The sequence below is a fragment of the Nocardia takedensis NBRC 100417 genome (assembly GCF_000308695.1).
GTDB lineage: Bacteria > Actinomycetota > Actinomycetes > Mycobacteriales > Mycobacteriaceae > Nocardia > Nocardia takedensis.
Genome location: NZ_BAGG01000093.1, coordinates 1 through 26,739, shown reverse-complemented (window position 1 = coordinate 26,739; position 26,739 = coordinate 1). Strand labels below are relative to the sequence as shown.

Annotated in this window: 24 protein-coding genes; 10 read left to right on the top strand and 14 right to left on the bottom strand. The window is 71.2% G+C overall.

The window, feature by feature from the left end; genetic code table 11:
• Positions 1 to 336 precede the first annotated feature (336 nt).
• Complete coding sequence (locus ON30_RS19085; RefSeq protein ID WP_040708872.1) at positions 337 to 1,341, bottom strand: oxygenase MpaB family protein; 1,005 nt, start codon at positions 1,339 to 1,341, stop codon at positions 337 to 339.
• Between the two features lie 262 nt (positions 1,342 to 1,603).
• Between ON30_RS19085 and ON30_RS19080 the strand changes: the two genes are divergently transcribed.
• Positions 1,604 to 2,251, top strand: coding sequence for a TetR/AcrR family transcriptional regulator (locus ON30_RS19080; RefSeq protein WP_373282591.1), 648 nt, complete (start codon positions 1,604 to 1,606; stop codon positions 2,249 to 2,251).
• On the opposite strand, the gene ON30_RS19075 is transcribed toward ON30_RS19080, so the two are convergent.
• The 10 genes from ON30_RS19075 to ON30_RS19030 all read right to left on the bottom strand — a co-directional run bounded on the left by ON30_RS19075 (position 2,248) and on the right by ON30_RS19030 (position 11,775).
• Positions 2,248 to 3,255 carry an oxygenase MpaB family protein gene (locus tag ON30_RS19075; RefSeq protein ID WP_083911517.1) on the bottom strand — a complete coding sequence of 336 codons (1,008 nt, stop codon included), beginning with the start codon at positions 3,253 to 3,255 and terminating at the stop codon, positions 2,248 to 2,250. The genes ON30_RS19080 and ON30_RS19075 overlap by 4 nt on opposite strands.
• A gap of 26 nt (positions 3,256 to 3,281) precedes the next feature.
• Positions 3,282 to 3,782 (bottom strand): hypothetical protein, encoded by a 501-nt coding sequence (locus tag ON30_RS19070; RefSeq protein WP_051029526.1) that lies wholly within the window; start codon positions 3,780 to 3,782, stop codon positions 3,282 to 3,284.
• A 149-nt stretch (positions 3,783 to 3,931) separates the two neighbouring features.
• Complete coding sequence (locus tag ON30_RS19065; RefSeq protein WP_040708871.1) at positions 3,932 to 4,915, bottom strand: MlaD family protein; 984 nt, start codon at positions 4,913 to 4,915, stop codon at positions 3,932 to 3,934.
• On the bottom strand, positions 4,912 to 5,922 hold the full coding sequence (locus tag ON30_RS19060) for an MlaD family protein (RefSeq protein ID WP_040708870.1): 1,011 nt from the start codon (positions 5,920 to 5,922) through the stop codon (positions 4,912 to 4,914). The genes ON30_RS19065 and ON30_RS19060 overlap by 4 nt, the downstream gene beginning before the upstream one ends.
• A complete protein-coding gene (locus ON30_RS19055; RefSeq protein WP_040708869.1) occupies positions 5,919 to 6,974 on the bottom strand; it encodes an MlaD family protein in 1,056 nt (351 codons plus the stop codon). The genes ON30_RS19060 and ON30_RS19055 overlap by 4 nt, the downstream gene beginning before the upstream one ends.
• A gap of 3 nt (positions 6,975 to 6,977) precedes the next feature.
• Positions 6,978 to 8,000, bottom strand: a complete 1,023-nt coding sequence (locus tag ON30_RS19050) for an MlaD family protein (RefSeq protein WP_040708868.1) — start codon at positions 7,998 to 8,000, stop codon at positions 6,978 to 6,980.
• Positions 7,997 to 9,013: an MlaD family protein gene (locus tag ON30_RS19045; protein WP_040708867.1), complete on the bottom strand. Its 1,017-nt coding sequence runs from the start codon at positions 9,011 to 9,013 to the stop codon at positions 7,997 to 7,999. The genes ON30_RS19050 and ON30_RS19045 overlap by 4 nt, the downstream gene beginning before the upstream one ends.
• A complete protein-coding gene (locus tag ON30_RS19040) occupies positions 9,010 to 10,032 on the bottom strand; it encodes an MlaD family protein (protein WP_040708866.1) in 1,023 nt (340 codons plus the stop codon). The genes ON30_RS19045 and ON30_RS19040 overlap by 4 nt, the downstream gene beginning before the upstream one ends.
• A 7-nt stretch (positions 10,033 to 10,039) precedes the next feature.
• Positions 10,040 to 10,912 (bottom strand): ABC transporter permease, encoded by an 873-nt coding sequence (locus tag ON30_RS19035; RefSeq protein WP_040708865.1) that lies wholly within the window; start codon positions 10,910 to 10,912, stop codon positions 10,040 to 10,042.
• Positions 10,912 to 11,775, bottom strand: coding sequence for an ABC transporter permease (locus ON30_RS19030; protein WP_083911516.1), 864 nt, complete (start codon positions 11,773 to 11,775; stop codon positions 10,912 to 10,914). Before ON30_RS19030 ends, ON30_RS19035 begins: the two co-directional genes overlap by 1 nt.
• Positions 11,776 to 12,173: 398 nt before the next feature.
• On the opposite strand from ON30_RS19030, the gene ON30_RS19025 reads away from it, so the two are divergent.
• The 7 genes from ON30_RS19025 to ON30_RS18995 all read left to right on the top strand — a co-directional run bounded on the left by ON30_RS19025 (position 12,174) and on the right by ON30_RS18995 (position 19,155).
• The gene (locus tag ON30_RS19025) at positions 12,174 to 14,723 is read left to right on the top strand and encodes a sensor histidine kinase (RefSeq protein ID WP_083911515.1); all 2,550 of its coding nucleotides are present in this window, start codon (positions 12,174 to 12,176) and stop codon (positions 14,721 to 14,723) included.
• A 65-nt stretch (positions 14,724 to 14,788) separates the two neighbouring features.
• On the top strand, positions 14,789 to 15,496 hold the full coding sequence (locus ON30_RS19020) for a response regulator (RefSeq protein ID WP_040709183.1): 708 nt from the start codon (positions 14,789 to 14,791) through the stop codon (positions 15,494 to 15,496).
• Positions 15,497 to 15,749: 253 nt separating this feature from the next.
• Complete coding sequence (locus ON30_RS19015) at positions 15,750 to 16,217, top strand: OsmC family protein (RefSeq protein WP_040708864.1); 468 nt, start codon at positions 15,750 to 15,752, stop codon at positions 16,215 to 16,217.
• Positions 16,218 to 16,290: 73 nt separating this feature from the next.
• A complete protein-coding gene (locus ON30_RS19010) occupies positions 16,291 to 16,599 on the top strand; it encodes an acylphosphatase (protein ID WP_083911514.1) in 309 nt (102 codons plus the stop codon).
• A gap of 28 nt (positions 16,600 to 16,627) precedes the next feature.
• Positions 16,628 to 17,497, top strand: coding sequence for a hypothetical protein (locus tag ON30_RS41760; protein WP_281004734.1), 870 nt, complete (start codon positions 16,628 to 16,630; stop codon positions 17,495 to 17,497).
• Positions 17,497 to 18,663 carry a glutathionylspermidine synthase family protein gene (locus ON30_RS19000; RefSeq protein ID WP_040708863.1) on the top strand — a complete coding sequence of 389 codons (1,167 nt, stop codon included), beginning with the start codon at positions 17,497 to 17,499 and terminating at the stop codon, positions 18,661 to 18,663. Before ON30_RS41760 ends, ON30_RS19000 begins: the two co-directional genes overlap by 1 nt.
• Positions 18,664 to 18,705: 42 nt before the next feature.
• Complete coding sequence (locus tag ON30_RS18995; protein ID WP_040708862.1) at positions 18,706 to 19,155, top strand: DUF350 domain-containing protein; 450 nt, start codon at positions 18,706 to 18,708, stop codon at positions 19,153 to 19,155.
• 48 nt (positions 19,156 to 19,203) lie between these two features.
• Here the strand turns inward: ON30_RS18995 and ON30_RS18990 are convergent, their stop codons facing one another.
• Positions 19,204 to 19,830, bottom strand: coding sequence for an MBL fold metallo-hydrolase (locus tag ON30_RS18990; RefSeq protein ID WP_040708861.1), 627 nt, complete (start codon positions 19,828 to 19,830; stop codon positions 19,204 to 19,206).
• Positions 19,827 to 20,912 carry an S-(hydroxymethyl)mycothiol dehydrogenase gene (locus ON30_RS18985; protein WP_040708860.1) on the bottom strand — a complete coding sequence of 362 codons (1,086 nt, stop codon included), beginning with the start codon at positions 20,910 to 20,912 and terminating at the stop codon, positions 19,827 to 19,829. Before ON30_RS18985 ends, ON30_RS18990 begins: the two co-directional genes overlap by 4 nt.
• Positions 20,913 to 21,103: 191 nt before the next feature.
• On the opposite strand from ON30_RS18985, the gene ON30_RS18980 reads away from it, so the two are divergent.
• Entirely contained in the window at positions 21,104 to 21,520 is a 417-nt protein-coding gene (locus tag ON30_RS18980; protein ID WP_040708859.1) for a DUF1707 SHOCT-like domain-containing protein, read from the top strand.
• 208 nt (positions 21,521 to 21,728) lie between these two features.
• Here the strand turns inward: ON30_RS18980 and ON30_RS18975 are convergent, their stop codons facing one another.
• Positions 21,729 to 25,682, bottom strand: coding sequence for a hypothetical protein (locus ON30_RS18975; protein WP_040708858.1), 3,954 nt, complete (start codon positions 25,680 to 25,682; stop codon positions 21,729 to 21,731).
• Positions 25,683 to 25,994: 312 nt separating this feature from the next.
• Here ON30_RS18975 and ON30_RS18970 point away from each other — a divergent pair.
• A partial coding sequence (locus ON30_RS18970) for a chromosome segregation SMC family protein (RefSeq protein ID WP_157183774.1) occupies positions 25,995 to 26,739 on the top strand: 745 nt, incomplete at its 3' end.

The following is a 26,739-nucleotide window of genomic DNA, read 5'->3' as shown; positions in this document are numbered from 1 at the left end:
CTTTGTAGATCCCGGGCCCCGGCGCACCACGCGCCGGGGCCCGTCGGCGTTGCCCGAATCCCCTGTGAGGTGTTGTGCCTCCTGAAACCGATCCGTTCTCGACCGGGGGCGAGTCCGCCGGCGAGAAACTCGACGACGACCACTACCCCGCCTACAGCATGGGCCGCGCCGCGGAGATCCTCGGTGTCACCCAAGCGTTCCTAAGAGATCCACGAACGACGCGATGCCCTTCCTGTTCGGTGGCCCCGCGCGCCCGTACGGCCGGTGGGGCCAGCGGACCGTGCGCTACAGCGCCACCGACACCCCCGCGACCCCGAACCGCACCCCGCCCGTGGGTCAGAGGGGGCAGCCGGGGGTGGGGAGGGGTGGGGCGGCGAAGGTGTCGAGGCCGACGCGGCGGTGGGCGCGGACCAGTTTCTCGTATCGCAGGCGGTTGTAGGCCAGGGGGGCGAGCAGGACGCGGTCGGGGAGCAGTTTCCAGGCGGTTTGCAGGACGCGCAGGTAGAGGGCGAATTCGAGGTCGTGGCGCGGGTGGTGGCGGTAGCCGACCATGGCGCGCACGCCGGGGTGCATGGCCTGGACCGAGCACACCTGGATGACGTGGCCGACCAGCGGGCGCATCAGCAGCCACAGCGGGGTGAGGACGGTGCGGGTGAACGAGGAGATGCCGAGGGTGGGCAGGGGCAGGCGGGTGAGTTTGGCGAATTCCCGGACCAGGAACGGGTTCGCGGCCAGTTCGTTCTCGACCATCTCGTCGTAGTAGGCGGTGGCGGAGGCGAGGTCGGGCGGGAGTTTGCCGGTGGCGGCGTTGAGTTCGAGGTGGGCGAAGTTCTCGCGCAGCATCTGATAGGCGGCTTCCTTCTCCTCGGGGCGCATCCGGATGCCGGTGCAGTAGGTGAAGGTGTTGAGCGGCACGAACATTCCGCTGACGCCGATCCACACCCACGCCTTGGGGTTGAGGGCGCTGTAGCGGACGTCGGCGTAGTCGCCTTTGCCGTGGCCGTGCACGTCGCGGTGGCGGGTTTTGAGCCAGTCGGCTTCGGCTTTGCGGTCGACGGGGTCGCCCCACATGGCGAGCATGCCCGAGGCGCCGCTGCGCACGCCGCGGTTGGCGAAGTTGGCGGCGAAGCGGCCGGAGCGGTCGACGGCGGCGGCGACGGGGATCATCGCGACCTCGTCGAAGGCGGAGCCCGCGAAGACGCCGGTGAGCACGCTGGCGGTGTGCTTGCGGAATTCGGCGAGGACTTCGGGGCGCACCCGGTCCTGGGCGGCGCGCGGGCCGGAAGGGCCGGGCGCGGTTTCGGTTTCGGACACGAGAGGCAGCTCTGCATTCGTGGTCATGACACACCCCGGAGTGGCGAGTGATAGATTGATGCCACTCAGACTATCATTTCGGTCCCGTGCAAGCGAGACCCGAGCGGGCGGGATCCGCGCGCGAGCGTGGCCGGTAACGGACCGAACGGAGGAGTCCGCGGTGGTGTCGACACGGATGCGGGGAATCCGCGCCGGTAGGCTCGGCCCGGTGACGGCGCACCGGGAGGAACGGGAGTCCGGCGGAACCCCCGCGGGCGGCAAGGACTTCGGCTCGCCCACCCGCGCCGACATCGAGAACACCGTCACCGAGTTCCTCGCCGCGACCGCCGACAGTTGGGCCGACCTGGTCGCGCTCGACGCCCGTTCGCGCCGCATCGTCGACGCCGCCCGCGACTGCTTCGCCGACGTCGGCTTCGAGGAGACGACGATGGTCAACATCGCCGAACTCGCGGGAGTCGGAGTGGCCACCGTCTATCGCCGGTTCGGCACCAAATCCGCGCTGGTCCGCTACGCGCTGATGGCCGAGTCACAGCGGGTGGGACTCATCATGGCCGAGGCGGTGCGCCGGTCGGCGGGGCCGGTCAGCGCGCTGGCGGAGATGTTCGCCGCCTTCGTCAGCGAGGCCAGCGCCCCGCGACTGCTGACCCGCAGCCTGCGGGTGTCCTCCGCGGCGGGCGAGCTGACCAACTTCCTCACCGGCGACGATTTCATCTTCCAGGGCCGCACGGTGGTGGCCCGCTACCTGCGGCACTGGCAGCACCGCGGCGAACTCGGCGATTTCGACGTCGAGGTGGTGGCCGAACTGTTCGTCCGGCTCACGATGACCTTCATCTCCAATCCGCGCGGCGTCCTGCCGCTCGGCGACACCGGGGCGGCGAAACAGTTCGCGCGACGCCATCTCGCGCCGCTGCTGTTCCCCCACCCCGGCGGACGCTAGACCTGCTTGGGTCGCACCTTGTAGGCCGCCGACTTCAGCTCGCGCACCTTCATCTTCTGGATGGCGCGGTGGTGGCCGCGCGCGTGATAGGCGATCGGGAAGTAGGTGAGCCGTTCCGGCAGCACCTTGTAGGCGAAACGGATCACCGCATAGATCTGCTCCAGACGGCGCTGCTCCTGCGGCGTCCAGTCCACGCCGATCATGGTGCGCAGGCGGGGATCGAGCAGGCCCACGATCGAGAGGTAGTTGAAGCGCAGGAACGGTCGCGCCAGCGCGCGCACGATCGGCCGCGCCGGGTAGGGCAGGGCGCGCAGTTGTTCGGTGTCGGACTTGCGCAGCATCGCGTAGTCGGCGCGCACGGTGTCGTTGGCCGAGAGCACCTCGGTGACGATGTGCTCGTAGTAGGCGTCGAATTCCGCGCGGGTCTGCGGGTAGCCCTTCATCGGCACGCGCAGGATCTTGGCGATGCGGATGTTGTCGGCGAGCAGGTCGTCGAGTTCCTCGCTGGTGAATTCGCGCCCGATCAGCAGCGGACCGGCCTTGGCGGTGGTGACGTAGGCGGTCGCGATGACCCACTGGTAGGCGCCGGGATTGAGCGCGCTGATGCGCTTGCCCGCCTCGTTGCGCATGGTCAGCGGCTCGTGCAGGGACCGGAGTCGGGTGCCCTCCTGCACGGCTTCCAGGCCGCCGTAGGTCCAGCGCAGCACCGAGTCGACCGACCGGATCGCGCGCCCGCCCGGATCGGTGCGCGAGACGGAGTACTTGTCGGTGACGTCCCGGATGACGGGGTGCAGGCCCTGCATCGCGAAGGCCGCGCCCTCGAGCATGAGATAGGTCCAGTGCCCGACCATCTCCGCGGTCAGCGAATCGGGGGCGATCAGTTCGATGGGTTCTTCGTCGTCGGAAGCCCACACGCGCGGCCCGGGGCGTTCGGTCGCGGGATGCGGTGTGTCCGGCACCGCGCGCGGTAGGCGCGTGACGGATTCGTCGGCGGCGTGTGTCATCGTCTCGTCTCCTGTGGGGCTCGGTGTCATCGGGGAGCTTGCGGGGTGGGTACGGGCAGGTCGGTGGCGACGCCGCCGACTTCGGTGATGGCCCAGTTCGCGGACCGGTCGAGGGTGACGGTGTAGGCGGCGGTGGCCACCACGCCGTCGGGGGTCTGACGGCTGCGCGAGGTCATGTCGACGAAGACCTGCACCACGTAGGCGTCGCCGTCGCGACGCATCACCTTCGCGGCCAGCGGTTGGGCGGTCGAGGAGTAGTCGATCTGGCTCAGCCACGGTCCGACCACGTCGACCGCGGCCGACAGTTTCGCGGCGAGTTGATCGGTGACGCCGGATTTCAGCGCCGTGCGCCACCCTTCGACGTCACCGGCCTTCACCTGCGAGACCCGCAGCGCGTAGTCGCCGGCGGTGCGCTCGGCGGCGGCGTCGGTGTCCAGGCTCGCGCGCAGGGCGGCGAGGTCGTCGGCGGAATCGTCGGCGCGCCAGGCGAAGAGGGCCGTCGCGGCGGTCAGCAGCGCGACCGCCACGGCGAGTAACGCGAGGACCCTGCGTGATCCGGGCCTCGGTTCGCCTTCCGGGGCAGCGGCCGGCCGGCGTACGGCCGGAGCAGGCTCGGAATCATCGGGCCTGGCTGTGGCTTTCGGTGCAGCGTCGCCGACGACGGTGTCGGACTCGGTCATCGCTGTCCTCCTTCGACCGGGGGTTGATCGGTCGGTGGTTGCAGGGTCAGGCGGAGTCGGTCGCCGGGGACCGCGTCCATGGCGCGTTCGAGCAGGGTGCCCATGTCGAGGGAGCCCAGCGCCGGACCCACCGCGGAGGTGACGGGGCGCAGCGCGACGCCGAGCGCGCCGAGTTCGGGGGACAGCCGCGACAGGAATTCCACGAAGCGCTGCTGTTCCTCGCGCCAGGAGCCCATGATCTCGCTGCCGCGCAGCAGGGCCGAACCCTCGAACAGGTACTGGTAGGACACGCCGAGGGTTTCGCCGAAGCCGTCGAGTTGCGGCGGCGCGGAGGTCAGGACCGGTTTCATCCAGTCGATGTCGGGCAGCAGCAGCATCAGGTCGCGCAGGACGGCCTCGATGGAGGGTTGGTGGGCGGCCAGGGTGCGGGCCAGCACGTCGGCGGCGCGGGCCAGGGCGGGCGCGGTGACGGCGGCGTGTTCGAGGGCGTCGGTGAAGGTGCGCACCAGGCGCACCACGGTCTCGGTGTCGCTCTGGCCCAGCAGGTTCGAGGACGCGGCGAGCAGTTGCGGCACCGAGGTCGGCGCGTCGACCACGCCGGTCAGACGGTCGCCGTCGGCCAGGTAGCGGTCGGCGACGGCGACGCGGGGCAGGAAGGCGAATACGGGTTCGCCGAGCGCGGACAGGTTCTCCACCGCCATCGCCGTGTCGGCGGGGATGCGCTGATCGCTGTCGTAGGACAGGTGGACCAGCACGCCGCCGGGCACACTGGCGACCTCGTCCACCGCGCCGATGTCCACGCCCCGGTAGACCACGCCCGCGCCCGCGGCGAGTCCGGCGGCGTGGTCCATCCGCACGCTGAGGTGGACACGTTCGCGGGTGGGGTCCATCCGCAGCACGCCCATGCTCAGGTAGCCGACGCCCAGGACGGTCACCATGGTGAGGATCAGCAGCGAGTACACCGCGGGCAGTCGGGTCACGGCAGCACTCCGATCAACCGCAGCAGGATCAGCGCGTCCACCTCGTCGCCGTGGCCCGCGCCGAGGGCGATCCGCCGCACGTCCACGGCGGGCGCGCCCAGGAACGGGATGACCTTCCCCTGCATGAGTTGGGACAGGGCGGCCCCGTTGCCGATCCAGGTGTGCGCGTCGGCCGACGGTTCGCGCAGCAGCGTCGCCGTCTTCTCCAGCGCCTCGTTGATGTGCGGCAGGCGCGGGATCAGCCAGTCCAGGCCGTTGGTGAGGGTGTTGACGTCGATGACGACGTTGAGCACGGCGGTCATGAACTGCGGCACGCGGTCCAGGCGGGCGCGGGCGGTCTCGGAGAACAGGAAGCCGACTTCCTCACGCATCCGCGTCAGTCGTTCGGTGACGGCGTCGACGGCGGCCAGCATCCGATCCAGGTCGGGCAGGTGGTCGGCGGTGGCGGCCAGATCCGTGCCGACGGTGGCCGCGAGCGCCCTGGATTCGGCCGGGTCCTCGGGAAGTCGGGCGGCGAGTTGTTCGAGCGCGTCCTGTGAGCGCAGCACGCTGCCGCCGTTGACGAAACTCGCCATCCGGTCCAGGATCTGCTCGATCTGCGGGCCGGTCTCGGTGTCGCGCAACGGGATACGGTCGCCGTCGCGCAAGGTCCGCGCCTCCGGCCGGATCGGGGGCAGCAGCGCGACGTAGATGTCGCCGAGCACGGTGGTCTGCCGCAGTTCGGCGCGGGTGCCCACCGGCAGGCCGACGTCGGCGCGGATGTCGAGGTCGGCCAGCGCGGCGTGCGGGTCGAGTCGGATCGCGTCGACCACGCCGACCTCCGCGCCGTTGCTGCGCACCTTCGCGCCGACGGGCAGGCTGAGCAGCGACTCGAACTCGACGGTGAGCTCGTAGTGCGCGCCGCGTACGCCCGCGCCGGGCAGGGTGTGATCGGCGGGGTCGAATCCGCAGCCCGCCGCCGTCAGGACCAGCGCGGTCGCGCCGAGGGCGATCCGGTGTCGGTTCACGGTCTGCCTCCCACGGTGGCCAGCACCGCCAGCGGCACCGGCATCCTCGCGCTGTTGGTTCCCAGCGACGCGCACAGTCCCGGATCGGGGGCCGGGCACTGCGCGGGCGGCCGGTACTCCACGGCGAGTCCGCCTTCGCCGATCATGGTGCGCAGCATGGCGATCACGCCCGGCACGGTGGCCAGCAGTTCACGCGAGTCCTCGACCCGCGTGCGGGCCATGACGACCAGCGGCACCGACTGTTCGAGCAGGTCCATCAAGTACGGGAAGTGGTGGTTGAACGCGCGGTCCAGCGGTCCGAGCGCGGTGGCGAGTTTGCCGACCAGGATCTTGACGATCACCAGCGTGCGTTCCAGCAGTTCCAGGCCGGGGCCGAAGGTGATCATCGAGGTCTTGATGTCGTCCCATTCGGTGGTGACAAAGCGGCTCAGCTCGGCCGAATTGTCCAGCAGCGCGCCGAGGTCGGCGGCGAAGGCGTCCGGGGAGGCGAGCAGGTGGGTGATCGCGCGCATCTGCTGGTCCAGGGCGGGACCGAGGCCGCCGAGTTCGCGGTCGGCGCCGTCGATGAGCGCGCGCAGCGGTGCGCTGCCGTCCGGGCCGGGGGTGGTCAGCTCCTCGGCGATCCGGGAGAACGAGCCGAGCGCGTCGGACACGCTGACCGGGACGCGGGTGCGTTGGCGCGGCAGGCATCCCTGGTCGGGCAGTTCGTTCGCGCCGCGGGTCTCGCTGTCGACCAATTCCACGCGCCGGTCGGTCAGCAGCGAGGCGTTGACCACCACCGCGCCCGTGCCCGCCGCCAGCGGCCGTTCGCCGATGGACATGTCCACCCGCACGTGGTCGCCCTCGGGGACCACCGCCAGCACGCGGCCGACCGAGACGCCGCGGACGGTGACCGCCGCGTCCGGATACAGCCCGTAGGCGGTGTCGAATTCGGCGCACAGCGCGCGGGTCGGTCCGGCGTTCCAGCGCACCGCCGCGGCCGCCGTGGTGACCAGCGCGGCCACCGCGACCAGGATCAGCAGGGCCGCAACGGGCCCCGAGTCACGTCTCATCGCTCAGCACCTCGCTCCCGGCACCGGCAGGCACACCTCGGGCCGGTGCACCGTCAGGCCGCTCTGATCGATCAGCGCCTGTCCCTGCGGGCCTGCCAGCGCGGCCAACTGCTCGAGGGTGTGGCGCAACTGGTCGAACAACTGCTCGGTGGAGGAGATCAGCTCGCGGCCCAGGTCGGCGCTCTGTTCCAGCGGAGCGAACAGCGGTTCCAGGCTCTCCGCGTAGGGGCCGGCGAAGAAGTCGAACAGCAGGCCGACGACGGCGGTGACCTTGTCGGCGAAGATCTGCACCTCGGTCCGGGCGGCCACGATCTGCGGGCCGAGGATCGCGTAGGCGCGCACCACCTCGGTGGCCAGCGCCTCGTTCTCGCGGACGGTGGCCAGGTATTCGTTGGACAGCGACAGCAGGCCGCGCACCTGGTCGCGCTGGGCGGCCATCGCCGTCACCACCGTGCCCAGTGCGGTCACCGACTCGCGCACCGCGCCGGGCGCGCCGTCGACCGCGTGCGCGGCGGCGTCCAGGGTGGTGCGCAGCGCGGCCACGTCGACCTGTCCCGCGATCTCGGCGCTCTCGCCGATCAGGTCGCCCAGGACGAACGGCAGATGCGCGCGCTGCACCGGGATCGGCCCGCGCAACGGCGCGTCGCCCGCGGGCAGCAACGCCAGGTAGAGACCGCCGACCGGGGTGAGCATGCGGATCTCGGCGGCGGTGCGGTCACCGAGGTCCGCCTGCCCGTCGACGGTGAACTCCACCTCGACGTGTCCGTCGCCCAGCCCCACCGAGGTCACCCGGCCGACCGGTACGCCCGCGACGCGGACACCGTCGCCCGCGCTCAGCCCACCCGTCTCGGGCAGCAGCAACCGGTGGGTCGTGCTGCCGGGGGGATGGGCGTAGAGCGCGCCCGCGCCGGCGAAGGCGATCGCCAACACCACGACGCTCACCAGCGCCCACACCGTCTGCGCGCGGGGCGAGGCGTCCTCGCCGCCGAAGGAGACCGTCGGCCGTCCTCGCCATCGCCGGTTCATCGGCCCGCCTCGCACAGTGTCAGCCGCCTGCCGTTGAGCAGGACGGCGGCCTCGACCGGTGGGGCGTAAGTGCCGTCGGCGCACCGGTTCTCGGGTTCGGAGCGCGGGATGAGCGCGTTGAGCGACTCCAGCAGGCCGGGCAGCGTCGACAGCGAGCGCACCGTCTCGCGGGTGTCCGGGATGGCTTGGCGCAGGCGTTCGGTGAGCGCGTCGGTGCTGTCGCGGGCACCGAGTCCGAGCCGGGCCAGCGCTTCGGTGGCGCGCACGATCTCCGACATCTCCACCGACCCCTTCTTCATCAGGTTCAGGAACTCCTCCATCCGGGAGGCCACCGGCATGAAGATCGAGTGGAAGACCCGCAGGATGTTCTGCAAGTTCTCCGACCGGCCGCGCAGTTTCTGCGACAGGCCGTCCAGATTCGTGATGATCGCGGTGATCACGGCGGTCCGGTCCTCGGCGAAGGAGGCCAGCGCGCCCAGGTCGCGCAGCAGCGGGGTGAGGTCGCCGCCGTTGCCCTCGATGACCGCGACCAGGCTCTGCGCGAACCGGTTGTAGACAGCCGGGTCGGCCTCGCGCAGCAGCGGGCGCAACCCGTTGAACACGGCGGTGATGTCGAAGGAATCGATGACATCGCGCACCGGCGCGTCCGGATCGTGGTCGGGGCCTGCCGTCTCGGCGGGCAGCACGGCCAGATATCGCTGGCCGGTGAGGTTCTGGAAGCGGATGGCCAATCGGTCGCCTTCGTGCAGGCGATGCTCGGTCAGCAGCGTGAAACGCACCGTCGCCAGATGGTCGCGGGTGAGCGAGATGTCGGTGATCTTGCCGACCTGCACGCCGCGCACCCGCACGTCGGCGTCCTCGCGCAGACCGAACACGTCGCCGAATTCGGCGTGGTAGGCGATCGTCGGCCCGCCCACCGGACGGGTGATGGCCTGGACCAGGCCGACGACGATCGCGACCACCACCACCAGCAGAACCAGCAGTCGCGCGGCGGCCGAACGCGGCGTCCTCATCGCGGTGCTCCCGTCGTGCGCAGCGGAATCCCGAAGGCGGGCATCGTCTGGATCAGCACTTCGACGTCGAGCACCACCTGTCCGTCGCGGTGGTGCAGCGCGCCGTCGATGCCCGCGGTGAGTTCGCCCACGCGCGCCGGGGTCACCCCGCGCATCGACTGGTTGAGCGGGATCAGCAGGTCCAGCAGCATGTCCACCGCGTCGGAGGTGGGGCCGAGCGCGCCGACCAGTTTCCCGGCGAAGGCGAAGACCAGGTTCGACACCTCGGAGATGGTGTCGGAGGCCTGTCCGATGCTGGTGTCGTCGTCGAGTTGGTCGACCGAGGCCAGCGCGGTCAGGATGCCGAGGGCCGACGGGGTGAAGGCGGCCAGACCTTCGGTGGCGTCGGCGATGTCGGGCAGCGCCCGGTCCAGCGGCACGCGGTTGGCGCGCTGCCAGGCGCGCGCCACCAGCAGCGCGGAGCCCAGCAGCGGCGCGCCCGCCTCGGTGAGCGCGGCGGCGTCCTCGAGCGAGCGCGCCAGTTCGGGGGTCAGGATCTCGGCGACCGCGCGACCGGATTCGCGCAGGATCCCGGTGACGGTGAAATTGTCGAAGCGGTCGCCCACGTCGAGCACCATGTCCGCGGTGACCGGGTCGCCGCCCGGCATCGGCACCAGGTCCAGCACCGTCGCGCCGAACAGGTTCGCCGAGACGAAACGGGTCTGCATCGCGGTCGAGAGTTCGCTCAGGCGTTGGGATTCCACCTCGACGCGCACCCGCCGCCGGTCGGTGCCCGCGGGCGCGACCTCGACCACCGAGCCGATGTCGCGGCCGCGCAACCGGACGGCGGTGTCCTCGCCGACGCCGTCGCCGAGTCCGGTCGCCACGATGTCGAAGCCGATGCGTCCGTCGTGATCGGGTTCGACGCCGCGCCAGGCCGCGCCGACGGCCAGCGTCAAGGCCGCGAGCAGAACCAGTCCGCGCCACCGCAGTCCGGCCCGGCCCGGACCGCGTTCGGAGAATCGCGCCGCACGACTCACGGGCCGCTCACCCCCCGAATCCGAGATCGGTGTCGAAACCCCACATCGCCAGCGTCAGCACCATGTCGGCGGCGGCGACGGCGACCAGGCTCGCGCGGATGGCGCGGCCCGAGGCCACCCCGACCCCCTCGGGGCCGCCGGTGGCGTAGAAGCCCTGATAGGTGTGCACGCAGGTGACTATCAGGACGAAGACCACGACTTTGATCAGCGAATACACCAGATCGCGCGGTTCGACGAACATGTGGAAGTAGTGCTCGAAGGAGCCCGCCGCCTGTCCGTGCACCACGGTGACGGTCAGGCGGGTGGTGAGAAAGCCGAGCGCCAGCGCGATCAGATACGTGGGGACGACGGTGATCACCGCGGCCAGCAGTCGGGTCGAGACCACGTAGGGGACCGGGTCGATCGCCTGCGCCTCGAGCGCGTCGATCTCCTCGGAGATGCGCATCGCCCCGATCTCGGCGGTCATCCGGCAGCCCGCCTGGGCGGCGAAGCCGACCGCGGCGATGAGCGGCGCGAGTTCGCGCGGATTGGCCAGCGCCGACATCGCCCCGGCCAGCGGTCCCATGCCGAGCGAGTCCAGGGCGGTGATGCCGACCAGGCCGATCATCGCGCCCGCCACCACGCCCATCACCACCAGTACCGGGGCCACCCCGCCGCCGACGATCACCGAACGCCCGTTGCCCCAGGCCAGATCGGTGAACACGGCCACGACCTGTTTGCGGTAGCGGCGCAGCGCCCAGCCCGCGCCGGTGAAGGCGGCGAGGCCGAAGCGCAGTTGGAAACCCAATTCCTCCAGGGGATCCCAGGTGCGGCGCAGGCGGGCGGTCCAGCGCAGGCCGGGCGGCCGATAGGTCGAGGGGCGGGTGGTTCCGGTGGCCATCACAGCAGTCCCGTCGGAAGGAAGGTCAGCACCAGTTGGGTGATCACCAGATTCACCACCAGGCAGGTCAGCAGACCCAGGACGACGGCGGCGTTGACGCAGTCGGCCACACCCTTCGGGCCGCCACGGGCCTCGAGTCCGCGCTGCGCCGCGATGACCGCGACCAAGTAGCCGAAGATCGCGGCTTTGCCCAGGCAGATCACCAGGTCGGTGAGTCCGGCGAAACTGCCGAACGACAGCCAGTAGGACCCCGGCGCGACGCCTTGGCCGATCGAGGCGACCAGGAAGCCCGCCAGCACGCTCATCAGGATGACCAGCACCGAGAGCATGGGGGCCACCACCGTCATCGCGAGGACGCGCGGCGCGACCAGTCGCCGGTGCGGGTCGATCCCCATCGTGCGCAGCGCGTCGATCTCCTCGCGGATGGTGCGCGCGCCCAGGTCGGAGGCGATGGCCGAGGCGCCGGCGCCGCCCACCAACAGCGCCGCCGCCAGCGGGGCGATCTGCTGCATGACGCCCACGCCGCCGACCGCACCCGCCATCGATCCCGCGCCGACGTTCTCGGTGAGGCTGCCGACCTGCACCGCGATCACCACGCCCATGGGCAGCGAGATCAGGATCGCGGGCAGCAGCGCGACCGAGGCGAGGAACCACGCCTGCACCAGGGCTTCGCGCATCGGGAACCGGCCGGTGGCCAGATCGGCGCACAGCAGCGCGGTCGAGCGGACGCCCACCCGGACCGTGCGGCCGAAAGTCCGTGTGCCGGAGACCAGGTACGCCCACAGCGCGGTGGCGGGACCGGCGGTGGCCGGTCCGGCGGATTCCGCGGGCCACCTTGCCTGCGGCGCGTACTCGCTCGACACGTCAACTCCTGCAACGAGATCCGGCCCGTGCCCGCGCGTCACCGGTTGGCGAGCATTCCGGGTAATGGGACGGATTGATAGTTGAGTGTGCACCAGGCTATCAATCACGGGTGTATCAAGGAGAGGAATCGCCGAGAACGATCGGGTCAACCCCGCTGGAGACTCATTCGGGTCGGCGGAAAACGGACCACCGCTATCGGCGGGCGTCCGGATCGGGGCGGGCCGGGTCGCGTCGCACAGGGAACGGCTCTCGACCTCGGCTGTGACCGTGATCGCCGTATGGATATCGCAAAGGCGGGATTGTTCGGACCGGTTCCTGTGCTTGTCTCGGACATGAGCTGTGCACCGCCTGCGCGGGGCAGCGGTGACCGGACGATCAGGAAAGGGGACGGACCTCGGTGCGGCGTGGGCAATTGCGGATCCTGCTCGGGGCCGCCCCCGGCGTGGGCAAGACCTACGCCATGCTGGCCGAAGCGCACCGCCGCCTCGACCGCGGCCGCGACGTGGTGGCCGCGGTGGTCGAAACCCACGGCCGCGCCAAAACCGCCGAACTGCTCGACGGCATCGAACGCGTCGACCCGGTGATCATCCGGTACCGGGGCGCGCAATTCCCCGAACTCGACGTCGACGCGGTGCTGCGGCGCGCACCCGCCGTGGTGCTGGTCGACGAACTCGCGCACACCAACACCCCGGGCAGCCGCAACGAGAAACGCTGGCAGGACGTCGCGGAACTGCTCGACGCGGGCATCGACGTGGTGTCCACCGTCAACGTGCAGCACCTGGAGAGCCTCAACGACGTGGTCGAGCGGATCACCGGGATCCGCCAGACCGAGACGGTGCCCGACGCCGTGGTACGCGGCGCGGACCAGGTCGAACTGGTCGACATCACCCCGGAAGCGCTGCGGCGCAGGATGTCCCACGGCAACGTCTACGCCGCCGAGAAGGTCGACGCCGCGCTGCGCAACTACTTCCGCCCCGGCAACCTCACCGCGCTGCGCGAACTGGCGCTGCTGTGGCTGGCCGACCAGGTCGACGCCGCCTTGGCGAAATACCGCGCCGACCACGAGATCACCCAGCCGTGGGAGGCCCGCGAACGCGTCGTCGTCGCGGTGACCGGCGGCCCCGAATCCGAGACGGTGATCCGCCGCGCCAGCCGGATCGCGGGCAAGGCCAGCGCCGATCTGGTCGTCGTGCACGTCGTGCGCGGCGACGGACTGGCCGGTGTGTCGGCGCAGCGTTCGGCGCGCCTGCGCGACCTGGCGACCGGCCTGGACGCCACCCTGCACACCGTCACCGGTGACGACATCCCCACCGCGCTGCTGGAATTCGCGCGCGGGGTGAACGCCACCCAACTCGTGCTCGGCACCTCGCGCCGGTCGCGGTGGGCGCGGATCCTCGACGAGGGCATCGGCGCGACCGTGGTGCAGCGCTCGGGCGGCATCGACGTGCACATGGTGACCCACGAACAGGCCGGACGCGGCCGTCGTCGCCGCGCGTTGACGCCCCGCATGCCGGTACTGGCCTGGCCCGCAGCGCTGCTCGTGCCGCTGCTGGTGTCCGCGATCTGCTCGGGCGCCCTGGACGGCTACCTGCAACTCGGCGGCCTGAGCGCGCTGTTCTTCATCGGCGTCCTGGCGGTCGCGCTGCTGGGCGGCGTCCTGCCCGCGGCCTTCTCGGCGCTGTTCTCCGGACTGCTGCTCAACTGGTTCTTCACCGACCCCCGCTACAGCCTGACCATCGCCGAACCCGACAACTTCGTCACCGTGGTGGTGCTGCTCATCGTCGCCGTCGCGGTCGCCGCGCTGGTCGACGAGTCCACCGCGCGCACCGCGCAGGCGCGCCGCGCCTCCCGACAGGCCGCGTTGCTCACCGAGTTCGCGGGCGCGGTCCTGCACGGGGCCGACCTGCCCGCGCTGCTCGACCAGGTCCGCGAAACCTACGGGTTGCGGGCGGTGAGCATGCTGACCGGTGCGACGGTGATCGCCGAGGTCGGCGTCGACCCCGCGCGGCGGGTCGGCGACGCGGACACCGTGATCGAGGCCGGGGCGGGCGGCGCGCGACTGCTGCTGTCGGGTCGTCCGCTCGCGCCGAAGGACCGTCCGGTGCTCAACGCGGTCGCCAACCAGGCCGCCGGACTGGTCGAGCGGGCGCGCCTGGCCGAGGAGGCGGGAGCCGCCGCGGCGCTGCTGGAGGCGGACCGGTTGCGGCGGGCGCTGCTCTCGGCGGTCAGCCACGATCTGCGCACCCCGCTCGCGGGCGCGAAAGCGGCCGTGTCGAGCCTGCGCGTGGACGACGTCGAATTCTCGCCCGAGGACACCGCCGAACTGCTCGCGACCGTCGAGGAATCGGTGGACCAACTGACCGCGCTGGTCGGCAACCTGCTGGACTCCTCGCGATTGGCGGCGGGCGCGGTCACCCCGAGCCTGCGGCGGGTCTACCTGGACGAGGTCGTGCACCGCGCGCTGGTCGGGGTCGGCACGGGGCGCGCGGCGGTGGACCGGGTGGAGGTCGAGGTCGGCGAGGTGTCGGTCTCGGCCGACGCCGGCCTGCTCGAACGGGTCGTGGCGAACCTGCTCGACAACGCGCTGCGCCTGTCCGACGGTACGGTGCGGGTGGGGGCCGAACAGGTCGGCGACCGGGTGTCACTGACGATCGTCGACACCGGCCCCGGTATACCCCCCGGCGCGGAGGAACAGATGTTCGAGCCCTTCCAGCGGCTCGGCGACCGCGACAACACCACCGGCGTCGGGCTCGGACTGTCGGTGGTCCGCGGCTTCGTGGAAGCCATGGGCGGTTCCGTGCACGCCGAGACCACCCCGGGCGGCGGGCTCACCATGATCGTGGAACTCGCATCCGGGGCGCGGGGGGCCGGCGTGTCCGCTGGTCGGTCGACTACCGACGACGGCGCGCCGCCGAAGGACGCCGACGGCGGAGCGGGTGACCGATGATGGCACCGACGATCACGAGCGCGCCGAGCGGCGCACGGCATGCGGAGAGGCGGGCGGAGGTCGCGATGACCGGCACCGAACGAGAAGGCCCCACCACCAGGGTGCTCGTCGTCGACGACGAACCCCAGATCGTGCGGGCGCTGCGGATCAACCTGTCGGTGCGCGGCTACGAGGTCCTCACCGCGGGCACCGGCGCGGCCGCCTTGCGGGCGGCCGCCGAACGTCACCCCGACGTGGTCATCCTCGACCTGGGGCTGCCCGATATGGACGGCATCGAGGTGCTGGCCGGGCTGCGCGGCTGGAGTCGGGCCCCGGTGATCGTGCTGTCCGCGCGCACCGACTCCGCCGACAAGGTCGAGGCGCTGGACGCGGGCGCCGACGACTACGTCACCAAACCGTTCGGCATGGACGAACTGTTGGCGCGGTTGCGCGCCGCGGTCCGGCGCGGGGCCGAGACGGCCGACACCGACGCCCCCGTCGTGGTGACCTCCTCGTTCACCGTCGATCTGGCCGCCAAGAAGGTCACCAAGAACGGCGCCGCCGTGCACCTGACGCCGACCGAGTGGGGCATGCTCGAGATGCTGGTGCGCCACCGCGGCAAACTCGTCGGCCGCAAGGAACTGCTGCGCGAGGTGTGGGGCCCCTCCTACGCCACCGAGACCCACTACCTGCGCGTCTACCTGGCCCAACTGCGGCGCAAACTCGAGGACGACCCGTCGCACCCCAGACACCTGCTCACCGAGGCGGGCATGGGTTACCGCTTCCAGGAGTGAGGGTCCGTCTGTAGCGGTGGACCGGACTCGCGCAAGGTCGCCGGGGCGCAAGGTTGCAGGGATGGGTCAGCGCTTCCGGAGGTGCGGGGCCGCCCGCAACGGCGGACCGGACTCGCGCCAGGTTCGCGCCGGGCATCGGAGTACCGCTTCCAGGAATCACGGGCCGCTGTGACGGCTGTCGCGCGCCGGAATGCCCGGCCGCCCGCCCGACGTTGGCACGGGTGCCCGTCCGACGAATGGCAGGATCGACATCATGTCCGAGAAGACCGCCGCACCCGTGACCACCGCCACCGCACCGACCGGCGCGGAACCGACCACCCTGTGGGCCGAGCGCACCGGCGTCCGCGAGTACGTCGGCCGCAGCTCGCGCGGCGCGGAGGTGCTGATCGGGTCGCAGGGCGTGCCCGGCCGCTTCACCCCCGGCGAACTGCTGAAGATCGCCTTGGCCGCCTGCACCGGACTCAGCGCGGACTTCCCGCTCACGCGCAAACTCGGCGACAACTTCGACGCCACGATCCGCGTCGCCGGTGACGCCGACCGCGAGAACGAGGTGTACCCGCAACTCGACGAGGTCGTCGAACTGGACCTCAGCGAACTCGACGACGAAGCCCGCGAACGCCTGCTGGTCACCGTGCAGCGCGCGGTCGACAAGGTCTGCACCGTGGGCCGGACGTTGAAGGCGGGCACCAAGGTCACGCTGTCGTTCGAGGTCGACGCCTGATTCCGGCGTGTCGCCGCACGGGCGAATCGACCGTGCGGACGACGTCGCGCCGCGCACCCGTTAGGGTCTGCGCATGGGCGAGTTACCAGGGGCCGCCCCGTCGGCCCAAGATGTCGCGCGACTGAGCGCCTGGGTGCACGGCGCCGTGCAAGGCGTCGGTTTCCGCTGGTGGACTCGTTCGCGCGCACTGGAACTGGGGCTGACCGGTTACGCCCGCAATGCCCCCGACGGCCGCGTGCACGTGGTGGCCGAGGGGACGCGCGCGGCGGGCGAGGCGTTGCTGGCGCTGCTGCGCTCGGGCGATACCGCTGGCCGGGTCGATCTGGTTGTGGAAAGCTGGGAGCCCGCGCGGGGAGATATGTCCGGATTCGAGGAGCGCTAGTGGATGCGACGGTGCAGGGGAGGACGCGGTGAGCGCGGGGGGAACGGGCTCCGGGGGAGGTCAGCCGCCCGAGGGCGATCGACCGCCCGGATGGCCGCCGCCCCCGCAAGGGCAACCGTCCTTCGGCGCGGGCCAGGGTGCGCCCGGTTGGCCGCCCGGTCAGGGTGTGCCGCCTCACGGTTCGCAGCCGCCCGGTCAGGGTGTGCCGCCTCCCGGTTCGCAGCCGCCCGGTCAAGGGACGACGCCGTTCGGCGCTCAGGGGCCGGGAGTTCCGCCGTTCGGTGCGCAACCGCCCGAGGGCGGGCAGCAGAATCCCGGTGACCAGCCCGGCGAGCAGGCACCTCGTCAGGGCAGCATCGAACGCCAGGAACCCGGCGTCACCCAGCCGCGTCCGCCGACGGTGGCCGAGGCCAGAGCCCGCGACAAGGCGCGCAAACGCGCCGAGGAAGCCCACCGCGCCGCCACGGCCGCCGCCGACGCCAAGCGCCGCACCCGCAACCGGGTGCTGATCGGCGGCGTCGCGATCGTCGGCGTCGCAGGGTTGGTCGGCGGCGGTTACCTCGCCTACCGCGCCCTGAGCGCCCCCGACAAGGTGACCGCCTCCTGCGTGCGCATCGACGAGAACGGCCAGGAGATCGTGGTCGAGGACCAGTACTGCCGTCCGGGGCAGACCGGTTTCGTCGACAACGACAACAGCCACCCGCATGCGGGCGGGGTGATCCTGCTCGGCGGCTGGCCGCAGTACCGCTACTACTACGGCGGCAGCACCGCCGTCGGCAAGCCGCCGACCGGCGCGGTCACCGTGCGGCCCAAGGGCGCGGAGATCAAGACCAAGACCGGCACCACCGTCCAGCGCGGCGGACTCGGCAGCAAGAGCACCGGCGGGAGCGGTTCGTAATGCGGCGTGTGCGCGGCACACCCAGGCCGGGATGGCAGCAGATCATCGAAAGCCAAGGGCTGGTCTACGGCGCGCCCGGGCGCGACGCGAGCGGACAGCCGCGCCCGTACTGGGACGAGTCGGTGCACTACGAGTTCGACATGTCGGAGATCCTCGCCCTCGAAGCCGACGTCGAACTGCTGCACTCGATGTGCCTCAACGCCGTCGAACACGTCGTGCTGACCGAACGGTTCCGCGATTTCGGCCTGCCGGAATGGAGTTGGGAACCGATCGCGCAATCCTGGAAGCGCTCCGACCCGTACGTCTACGGCCGCTTCGACCTGCGCTACGACGCCCGCAGGCCCGCGAAACTGCTGGAGTACAACGCCGATACGCCCACCTCGCTGCTCGAGGCCGCGATCGTGCAGTGGCACTGGCTGACCACGGTGTTCCCCGGCGACGACCAGTGGAATTCCCTGCACGAGAAGCTGGTCGAGCGCTGGGGCGAACTGCGCGACCGACTGCCTTCGCCGCACCTGCATTTCAGCTGGTCCTCCGCCGACGCCAGCGGTGAGGACAACGTCACCACCGCCTACATGCAGGAAACCGCCGCCGAAGCGGGCTTCGACACCGTCGCGCTGCCGATCGAGGAGATCGGATTCGACTCCGAGCTGGAACGTTTCGTCGATCTGGCCGAGACGCCGATCGAGGCCGCCTTCAAGCTCTACCCGTGGGAATGGGTGCTCGACGACGATTTCGGCAAACAGGTCGTGCACAGTCAGCCGGGCACCGCCTGGGTCGAACCGCTGTGGAAGACGCTGCTGAGCAACAAGGCGATCCTGGCCGTGCTGTGGGAGATGTATCCCGGGCACCCGAATCTGTTGCCCGCCTACCTCGACGAGCCGCACGAACTCACCGAATACATCCGCAAGCCGAAACTCGGCCGCGAAGGCGCGAACATGACCATCGTCGGCGCGGGCATGGAGACCGCCACCGGCGGCGTCTACGGCGAGGAAGGTTTCGTCTACCAACTGCTCGACCCGCTGCCGGTCTTCGACGACATGCGCCCGGTGCTCGGCGCGTGGATGGTCGGCGACACCTCGGCCGGACTCGGCATCCGCGAGACCGCGGGCCTGATCACCGACGACGGCGCGGCCTTCGTCCCGCACCGCATCCCCACGAGCTGACCCATGACGAACACCTCGTTCGATGTTCAGGAAGGACCATCGATGACCGCTGTCGCCCTCGAATCGGGGTATTGGAATTCACTGGGCGAAGGCGTGGGGGCGATCCTGCTCTACGCCGTGATCGGCCTGGTGCTCATGCTGATCGGTTTCTACGCCATCGATCTGACCACCCCCGGGCATCTGCGCAAGCTGGTCAGCGAGGGGAAGCCGAACGCGATCATCGTGACCGCGGCGGGCATCGTCAGCATGGCCTTCATCGTGGTGCTGGCGATCTTCTCGGCGGGCGGCAAATTGTCCGAGGGGCTGATCGCCGCGGCGGTCTACGGTCTGGTCGGCATCATCGCGCAGGTGATCTCGGTGCGCGTGCTGGAGAAGGTGCTCGGCATCGACATCGGCGCGGCCCTGCACGCGCCCGCCTACACCGTGGAGGTGCTGGTCGTGGCGGCCGCGCACTTCGGCCTCGGACTGGTCGTCGCCTTCGCGATCCTCTAGCCGCGCGGGGGTCGGGGCGCGTGTCTTGTACGCACCCCGACCTTTTCGTCAGTGTCCGCGCGCGATCCAGTCCGCCAGCGACGGTTTCTCCGTGCCGATGGTGGTGCTGTCGCCGTGGCCGGTGTGCACGGACGTGTCCTCCGGCAGGGTCAGCAGGCGGTCCCGGATGGAATCGATGATGGTGTCGAAATCCGAGTAGGACCGACCGGTCGCGCCCGGCCCGCCCTGGAACAGGGTGTCACCGGTGAACAGCGCCCTCAGGTCCGGCAGGTGCAGACTCACCGACCCGGGTGAGTGGCCCGGGGTGTGCAGGATGTCGATGTCGGCGCCGGCCACCGTGATCCGCGGGGTGTCGGCCAGCGACCTGTAGTCGACGTCGGGGTGGGTCATCCGCCACAGCGGTTCGTCGCCGGGATGCAGCAGGATCGGCGCGTCGAAGCGCGCGCTCAATTCCGGTGCGACGGTGACGTGGTCGTTGTGTCCGTGCGTGCACAGCACCGCGACCACGTGCCTGCGGCCCACCGCCGCCGCGATGGCCTCCGCGTCGTGGGCGGCGTCGACCACCAGCACCTCGCTGTCGTCGCCGATCAGCCAGACGTTGTTGTCGACCTCCCAGGTGCCGCCGTCCAGGGAGAACGTGCCCGAGGTGACGACCCGGTCCACGCGCGCGCTCACAGCACCACCACCGACCGCAGCACCGTGCCCGCGTGCATCGCGTGGAAGGCTTCCTCGACCTGGTCCAGCGCGATCCGCTCGGTGACGAACTTCTCCAGCGGCAACCGACCCTGCCGGTACAGGTCGACCAGCATCGGGAAGTCGCGTTCGGGCAGGCAGTCGCCGTACCAGGAGGATTTCAGCGCGCCGCCGCGGGAGAACAGGTCGATCAGCGGCATGTCCAGCGTCATGTCCGGGGTGGGCACGCCGACCAGGACCACCGTGCCCGCCAGGTCGCGCGCGTAGAACGCCTGCTTCCAGGTCTCGGGGCGGCCGACCGCCTCGATGACCACGTCCGCGCCGAAATCGTCGGTGAGTTCGCGGATGCGCTCCACCACGTCCTCGGTGGTGGCGTTCACGGTGTGGGTGGCGCCGAATTCGCGCGCCCACTCGAGTTTCGTGGCGTCGCGGTCGACGGCGATGATCGTCTTCGCGCCCGCCAGGCGCGCGCCCGCGACGGCGGCGTCGCCCACCCCGCCGCAGCCGATGACCGCGACCGTGTCGCCGCGCGAGACGTTGCCGGTGTTGACCGCCGCGCCGATGCCCGCCATGACCCCGCAGCCCAGCAAACCCGCGATGGCCGGGTCGGCCTCGGGATCGACCTTGGTGCACTGGCGTTCGTGGACCAAGGTCTTGTCGGCGAACGCGCCGATGCCCAGCGCGGGACTCAGCGCGGTGCCGTCGGCCAGGGTCATCGGGACGCTCGCGTTGCTGCTGTCGAAGCAGTACCAGGGCCGTCCGCGCTTGCAGGCGCGACATTCCCCGCAGATCGCCCGCCAGTTCAGCACCACGAAATCGCCCGCGGCGACGTGGGTGACCTGGTCGCCGACCGTCTCCACGACGCCCGCCGCCTCGTGTCCGAGCAGGAACGGGAATTCGTCGTTGATGCCGCCCTCGCGGTAGTGCAGGTCGGTGTGGCAGACCCCGCACGCCTGGATGCGCACCACCACGTCGTGCGGGCCGGGGTCGGGGATGACGATGTCGACGATCTCGACCGGTGCGCCCTTCGCGCGGGCGACGACACCGCGGACGGTCTGCGTCACGAAGTACCTCCTTGCTTCTGGCCGGAAGTGGTCCGGGCCGGGTTTGACTGGGGCCTGCACTGCTGCGGCACGGCCAATCCTGCCGTCTGCGGGAGCGGCGCGCCACCAGAAACCAGACACTTGTCCATCCCTTGACATTCCACATTGGAGGATTCATGCTTGGTTCATTCCAATGTGGAAGGAACGGGGATATGGATATCGCCACCGGTACACGGGCCTCGGACGCCGAACGCGACACCGTCGTGCGCCAACTCGCTCGCCACCTCGCCGAAGGCCGACTCGACCTCACCGAATACGACCAGCGGGTCGCCGCCGTCTACGCCACCACCACCCGCGACGACCTGCGCGCGGTCCTCGCCGACCTCCCCGCGCCCACCGTCGCCGCCCCCGCGCCCGACAAGCGCCGCCTCCCGATCTGGCAGCGCATCGAGATCACCACCTGGGCGGGCGTCGGCCTGCTGGTCCTGGTCATCTGGGCCGCGATCTCCCTCGGCGTCGGCGCGTTCACCTACTTCTGGCCGATCTGGGTCATCGGTCCCTGGGGCGCGGTCCTCGCGTTCCGCCTGGTCACCGGTTTCGAATCGAACCTGGGGTGCGGGCGGCGCTGAACTTCGGAGGTCGTCGGGCGTCTACGGGCGGCGCGACATGATCCGGGCTCACCCCCTTGCGGCGTGCGCCCGACGCCTGAGGGTGCCGGGTGCCGACGCAGCGGTTTCGAGCTGATCCCGGTCGCGGTGAGCGCCGATTCGATCGGGAAGCCGCCGGTCCGCGCGCTCGTGGCTTCGGAGACGACGGTTTCAGCCGGAGGCGCGTGGCTCAGCGGCTGTGGCGGGAACGGCGGGGGCGCGGTTCGTCCTCGTCGCGACCGTGGCGCGCGCGGCGACGCGGGGCGCTGTCCGCAGGGGGAGGTTCGGGGGACGGCGTGCTGTCGACCTCGGGTGCGGGTTCGGCCGCGCGCAGGCCGTGCCTGCCGGAATCCTCGATGATGTCGGCGGGACTCGCGGCGTCCTCGGCGGGATCGGCCAAATAGCGTCGTCCCGACCAGCGGGTCGACGGCACGGCGTCGGCCGGATTCCACTCGGGGTCCAGCGGATCCACCGCGCGCCTCGGCGTGACGGGCTGTTCCCGACTCGAAAACCCCGACTCCGACGGCAGCGGTTCCGGCTCCGGAATCCGGGGGATAGGCGCGGATCGCGGCGACGACGCCTCCGTGTCCGGGGTGCCCGCCGCCCGGTCGTCCGCGAACCCGTGCCGCGAATAGCCCGCGATATCGTCCACCAGTCGCGAACGGCTCGACGTCTCCCCACGAGTCGAGCGCGACTCCCGCTCGACCCCCGACCTCACCTGCTCGGCTCCGTACTCCGGTTCGGAACGCCACGCCCGCCGACCGGAACTCTCGGCCGCCCCCGAATCATGCCCCGCCCAGTTCCTCGCGGCGTCGTCGCGGACCGGCGGAGCGGGCAACGCGCGCTGCGGGGGTAGGAGATCGTCGTAGCGGCTCGGAAAGGCGGTGGACCCGGCCCGATCACTCGGCGAACCCCCGAACTCGCGCCGCCCGCCCGAGCCCGCACCCCGCGACCCGTTCGGGTAGTTCCCCGCGCCGCCCTCGAATCGTGACTCCGGCGCACCCCCGAACCCGTTCCACGAGCCCCCCGCCCCGCGTCCGGCCTCCGCCCCGCGTCCGGTTTCTGCCCCGCGTCCGGCCTCACCACCGCCGGCCCGCATATCCCCACCGCCGGCCCGCATATCCCCACCGCCGAGAGTGTTCCGTCGGATTTCGTCGCGCGCGCTCCACGGCGGTACGCCGGTTCCCACACCCCACGAGTCGCCGCCGTTCGCGGTTGCCCCGCGCCCGGTTCGCATGTCCGCGCCGCCGCGAGTGTTGGGCCGGATTTCGTCGCGCGCGCTCCACGGCGGCACGCCGGAGCCCCCGCCCCACGAGTCGGAGTTCCCGCCTCGGAAATCCGCATCGCCGCGCGTGTTCGATCCGATGTCGTCGCGGGCGCTCCACAGGGGAACGCCGGTGCCCGCACCCCACGAGTCGGCGTGTGGCGTACTCCCGGCGACGCCGTTGCTCGCACCGCCCGCGCGTGACCGGCGGTCGTAGGCGTCATCCGCGCCCGTGTCCTCGGGGAGGTAGCCCGCGCCGGAACCCGCGTTGCGTCGTGCGGCACCCGCGACCTCGCCATTGTGGGCCGGGCGCGCACCGGAGCCGTTGCGTCCGCTGCCGGAACCCGCGGTCCGGGCGGGACGTGCTCCGAGTTCGTCGTAGGCGCCACCCGAACCCGCGCCGTCGTAGTCGGCGCGCGCGCTCACATCGTCGCCGGCGGACCCGGGATTCGCGCCGTTGTGCGCGGTGCGGGGGTTCGCTCCGTTGCGGGCGGCGGGGGTGCCGTTGCGAGAAGGGGAGCGGTTGCCGCGCGTGCCCTGGTCGTAGTCGGACCAGGAGTCCCCGGGGGTGCGCGGTGCGGTTCGCGTGGCATCCGGGCGTTGCCTCGAGGGATCGCGTCGGCCCTCCTCGTCCTCCGCGTATCCGTTCGGTTCCCACGAGTCGGCGTCGTGTCCCGCGCGCGCGGTCGGGTCGTTCGCGGTGGCGCGTCCGTTGCGTGCGCCGCGCCCCCGACCGGCTTCCGCGCTGCGCCTACGCTCGGCGTCCGCGCCCCGCCCACGCTGGGGCGGCGGCGTTCGACCTCCCTCGCCGCGTGTGCCGAGGCGATCGGCGGCGCCGTAGCCGGTGTCGACGCCTCGTTCGCCCCGAGACGATCCGGTGTCGCGCGGTGCGCGACGGTCGAGATCCGTCCGCGCCCCGCGTCCGCTCGCACCGTCGGCCGAGTCGTACGCCGACTCGCCGCGGGCGCTCGTACGGTCCCGCTCCGGTGTCGCCTCGTTCGCGCGGTTGCGGCGGTCGCGGGTGGACTCGCTCGCGGCCGCGCGGTCTCGCTTCGGGTCTCCGGCCGCGCGGCCGCGGTCCGTGCCACCGGCGCGCGTGCGCGCCCCGCCGCGAGCGCGGGAGGGGAGGTCGTCGTAGCGGACGTCGTAGTCCTGGTAGTCGTCGTAATCGGCCTTCGCGCGGACGCGCGGGCGTTCCTCGACGCTGTACGGGTCGTCCTCGGGATCGTCGGAGACGTGATCGTCGTCCAGGTAGTACTCGTCCTCGAGGTCGGCGAAATCGTCGTAGTCCTCGGGGTCGTCGCGACGGCGTTGGGGGAGGGCTCGGGACAGGAATCCGCGGGCGCGGCCCAGGCGGGCGCGCAGCGAGGGCGAGTCCTCGTCGAATTCGTCGTCCGCGTCGGGGCCGTACCCGTCGTCGTAGTCGTCGTTGTACTCGGCGTCGAGCGATGCGCTCCGGCCGCGTGACCTGGTCGCACGGTCCGGTCCCGCGTCGGTTCCCATCGCGCGCGAGGACAGCTTCTCACCGGGCAGACCACGTCCGGTCGCGGCTCGGGGCCCCGTCGTCGGCGAACCGATCTCGTCACGGGCGGACGAGGCGCGCTGCCCGCCGGACGACGAACGCCCGGTGCGCGAACCGGTGGACGGCACGCCGTTGTTCGCATCGGGGGACGGTGTGCGGCCGGATTTCGCGGTCGAGTCACGTCCGGCCGCGAACTTCTCGGACAGTGGTCTGCGCGCGGACCGCCCGTCCGACTCGGTGGACCCGGTCCGTCGCGAGGCGGCCTGCGGCCCGGTGACCGGCGGCCGTCGGTCCGACCCCGCGGGAGTACGCCCGGATGTCGCCTGCGGCCCGGTCGACGGTCGCCCATCCGGTCCCGTGGGTGTACGCCCGGATTTCTCCGGCCCGGTGGACGGTCGCCGTCCGTCCGTCGACGCACGCCGGGAGACGGCCTGCGGTCCGGTCGACGGTCGCGTTTCGCTCGAGGAGACACCGGCCTTCGTCCCGCCGGCGGCCGCGCGGCCCACGCCGCTGGACTCAGCACCGGCCGACTTGCGCCCGAAGACGGCCTGCGGTCCGGTCGACGGTCGCGCGTCGCTATCGGAGGCACTCCCCTTCGACCCTCCGGCGGACGCGCGGCCCGCGCCGCTCGACTCGCTACCGGCCGCCTTGCGCCCGGGCGGCTTCGTCTTCGACCGCGCCGAGGGCGGATCGTCCTCGGAATCGGTTCCGCGTCCGGCGAAGGAGGTGACGGGGAGTCCGGCGGTGCGGCTCGCCTGGACTTCGCGCGGGAGTCCGCGTTTGAGGATGGGGAGTTTGGTGGTGGCGCGGCTGGGGTTGTCGCCTTTTTCGCGGTAGGTGGCGGTGATGCCGTGGGCGCGGACCCACGCGCCGGGGTCGCGGCGGCTGTGGCGGTCGAGTTCGGGGATGACGGTTTCGAGCAGGTCGACCAGTTCGCCGTCGCCGCCGCCGAGCGCGGTGCGGATGGCGGGGAAGGTGGTGGGGCGGAAGGTCCAGGACCATTCGTGGGAGGCGTGGCCGTCCTCGGCGATTTCCCGGCCGTGGAACACGAGATTTCCCGACGGCGCGATACGCGCCCGAATTGTCCGATTATCCGATTCGAGGAGGAATTCGCCGCTCTCGCCGGTTTCCGCGGCCTCCTGCGCGCCGTGTCGATTGCTCAGGGTGATCTCGAACCAGGCCGCTCCGATTCCGGCCAGACCGAGGCAGGCGGCCAACAGCAACTCGCCCCACACGTCGGAGAACATCGCGCTGCGACTGCTCTCGCACGCGTACAGGAAAACCAGGCTGCCCAGCACCAACGCCGTGATCCGGGCAAGCCGGTAGCGGGTGCTGGTCCCGAACAGGGGGGCTGGCATCGGTGACACTCCCGAACAATGTTCCGCTGGCGAATCAGGAGGATGGTATTCCCAGTGCGGCCATCATCGCAGAGTTTGCGAGTCGATCGTCACGAGGTATCGGTGTGAAAACTACAGGCCGACTTCCCGACTCGCCGTGGGCAAGCGCACGCCCCCCGTGCCGGCAAACGCGGGGCACACCTGAATACTCGCTATGGGCGGCGGAGTCGATAACCTGGAGCGACTGCCCGCCGGTCGAGGGGACCGGTGGCGCCGATGGCCGGTCGCCGCGCGACCGCCGCGGTGCGCCGAGGACGGAAAGGTCGGCCGAATTTGCACCTGAAGAGTCTGACGTTGAAGGGGTTCAAATCCTTCGCGTCCGCGACGACGCTGCGCTTCGAGCCGGGCATCACCTGCGTGGTGGGCCCCAACGGCTCGGGCAAGTCCAACGTCGTCGACGCGCTCACCTGGGTCATGGGTGAGCAGGGAGCGAAGGCGCTGCGCGGCGGCAAGATGCAGGACGTCATCTTCGCCGGGACCTCCGGCCGCGCGCCGCTGGGCCGCGCCGAGGTCACCCTGACCATCGACAACTCCGACGGCGCGCTGCCGATCGACTACGCCGAGGTCTCCATCACCCGGCGCATGTTCCGCGACGGCGCGGGCGAGTACGAGATCAACGGCAGTTCGTGTCGCCTGATGGACGTCCAGGAGCTGCTCAGCGACTCCGGCATCGGCCGGGAGATGCACGTCATCGTGGGGCAGGGGCAGCTCTCGGCGATCCTGGAATCGCGGCCCGAGGACAGGCGCGCGTTCGTCGAGGAGGCCGCCGGTGTCCTCAAGCACCGCAAACGCAAGGAGAAGGCGGTCCGCAAACTCGAGGCGATGCAGGCGAATCTGGCCCGCCTGACCGACCTCACCACCGAACTGCGCCGCCAGCTCAAACCGCTGGGCCGCCAGGCCGAGGTGGCGCGGCGCGCGCAGACGGTGCAGGCGGACCTGCGCGACGCCCGACTGCGCCTGACCGCCGACGATCTGGTCACCCGGCGCGCGGAGCTGGCTAGTCAGCAGAGCAAGGAAG

What these genes read in the sequence shown, in the direction of transcription:
- ON30_RS19085 (WP_040708872.1), bottom strand. Translation starts at nt 1,341, where the DNA reads ATGACCACGAATGCAGAGCTGCCTCTCGTGTCCGAAACCGAAACCGCG.
- ON30_RS19075 (WP_083911517.1), bottom strand. Translation starts at nt 3,255, where the DNA reads ATGACACACGCCGCCGACGAATCCGTCACGCGCCTACCGCGCGCGGTG.
- ON30_RS19055 (WP_040708869.1), bottom strand. Translation starts at nt 6,974, where the DNA reads ATGAGACGTGACTCGGGGCCCGTTGCGGCCCTGCTGATCCTGGTCGCG.
- ON30_RS19050 (WP_040708868.1), bottom strand. Translation starts at nt 8,000, where the DNA reads ATGAACCGGCGATGGCGAGGACGGCCGACGGTCTCCTTCGGCGGCGAG.
- ON30_RS19045 (WP_040708867.1), bottom strand. Translation starts at nt 9,013, where the DNA reads ATGAGGACGCCGCGTTCGGCCGCCGCGCGACTGCTGGTTCTGCTGGTG.
- ON30_RS19035 (WP_040708865.1), bottom strand. Translation starts at nt 10,912, where the DNA reads ATGGCCACCGGAACCACCCGCCCCTCGACCTATCGGCCGCCCGGCCTG.
- ON30_RS19020 (WP_040709183.1), top strand. Translation starts at nt 14,789, where the DNA reads ATGACCGGCACCGAACGAGAAGGCCCCACCACCAGGGTGCTCGTCGTC.
- ON30_RS19015 (WP_040708864.1), top strand. Translation starts at nt 15,750, where the DNA reads ATGTCCGAGAAGACCGCCGCACCCGTGACCACCGCCACCGCACCGACC.
- ON30_RS19010 (WP_083911514.1), top strand. Translation starts at nt 16,291, where the DNA reads ATGGGCGAGTTACCAGGGGCCGCCCCGTCGGCCCAAGATGTCGCGCGA.
- ON30_RS19000 (WP_040708863.1), top strand. Translation starts at nt 17,497, where the DNA reads ATGCGGCGTGTGCGCGGCACACCCAGGCCGGGATGGCAGCAGATCATC.
- ON30_RS18995 (WP_040708862.1), top strand. Translation starts at nt 18,706, where the DNA reads ATGACCGCTGTCGCCCTCGAATCGGGGTATTGGAATTCACTGGGCGAA.
- ON30_RS18980 (WP_040708859.1), top strand. Translation starts at nt 21,104, where the DNA reads ATGGATATCGCCACCGGTACACGGGCCTCGGACGCCGAACGCGACACC.
- ON30_RS18975 (WP_040708858.1), bottom strand. Translation starts at nt 25,682, where the DNA reads ATGCCAGCCCCCCTGTTCGGGACCAGCACCCGCTACCGGCTTGCCCGG.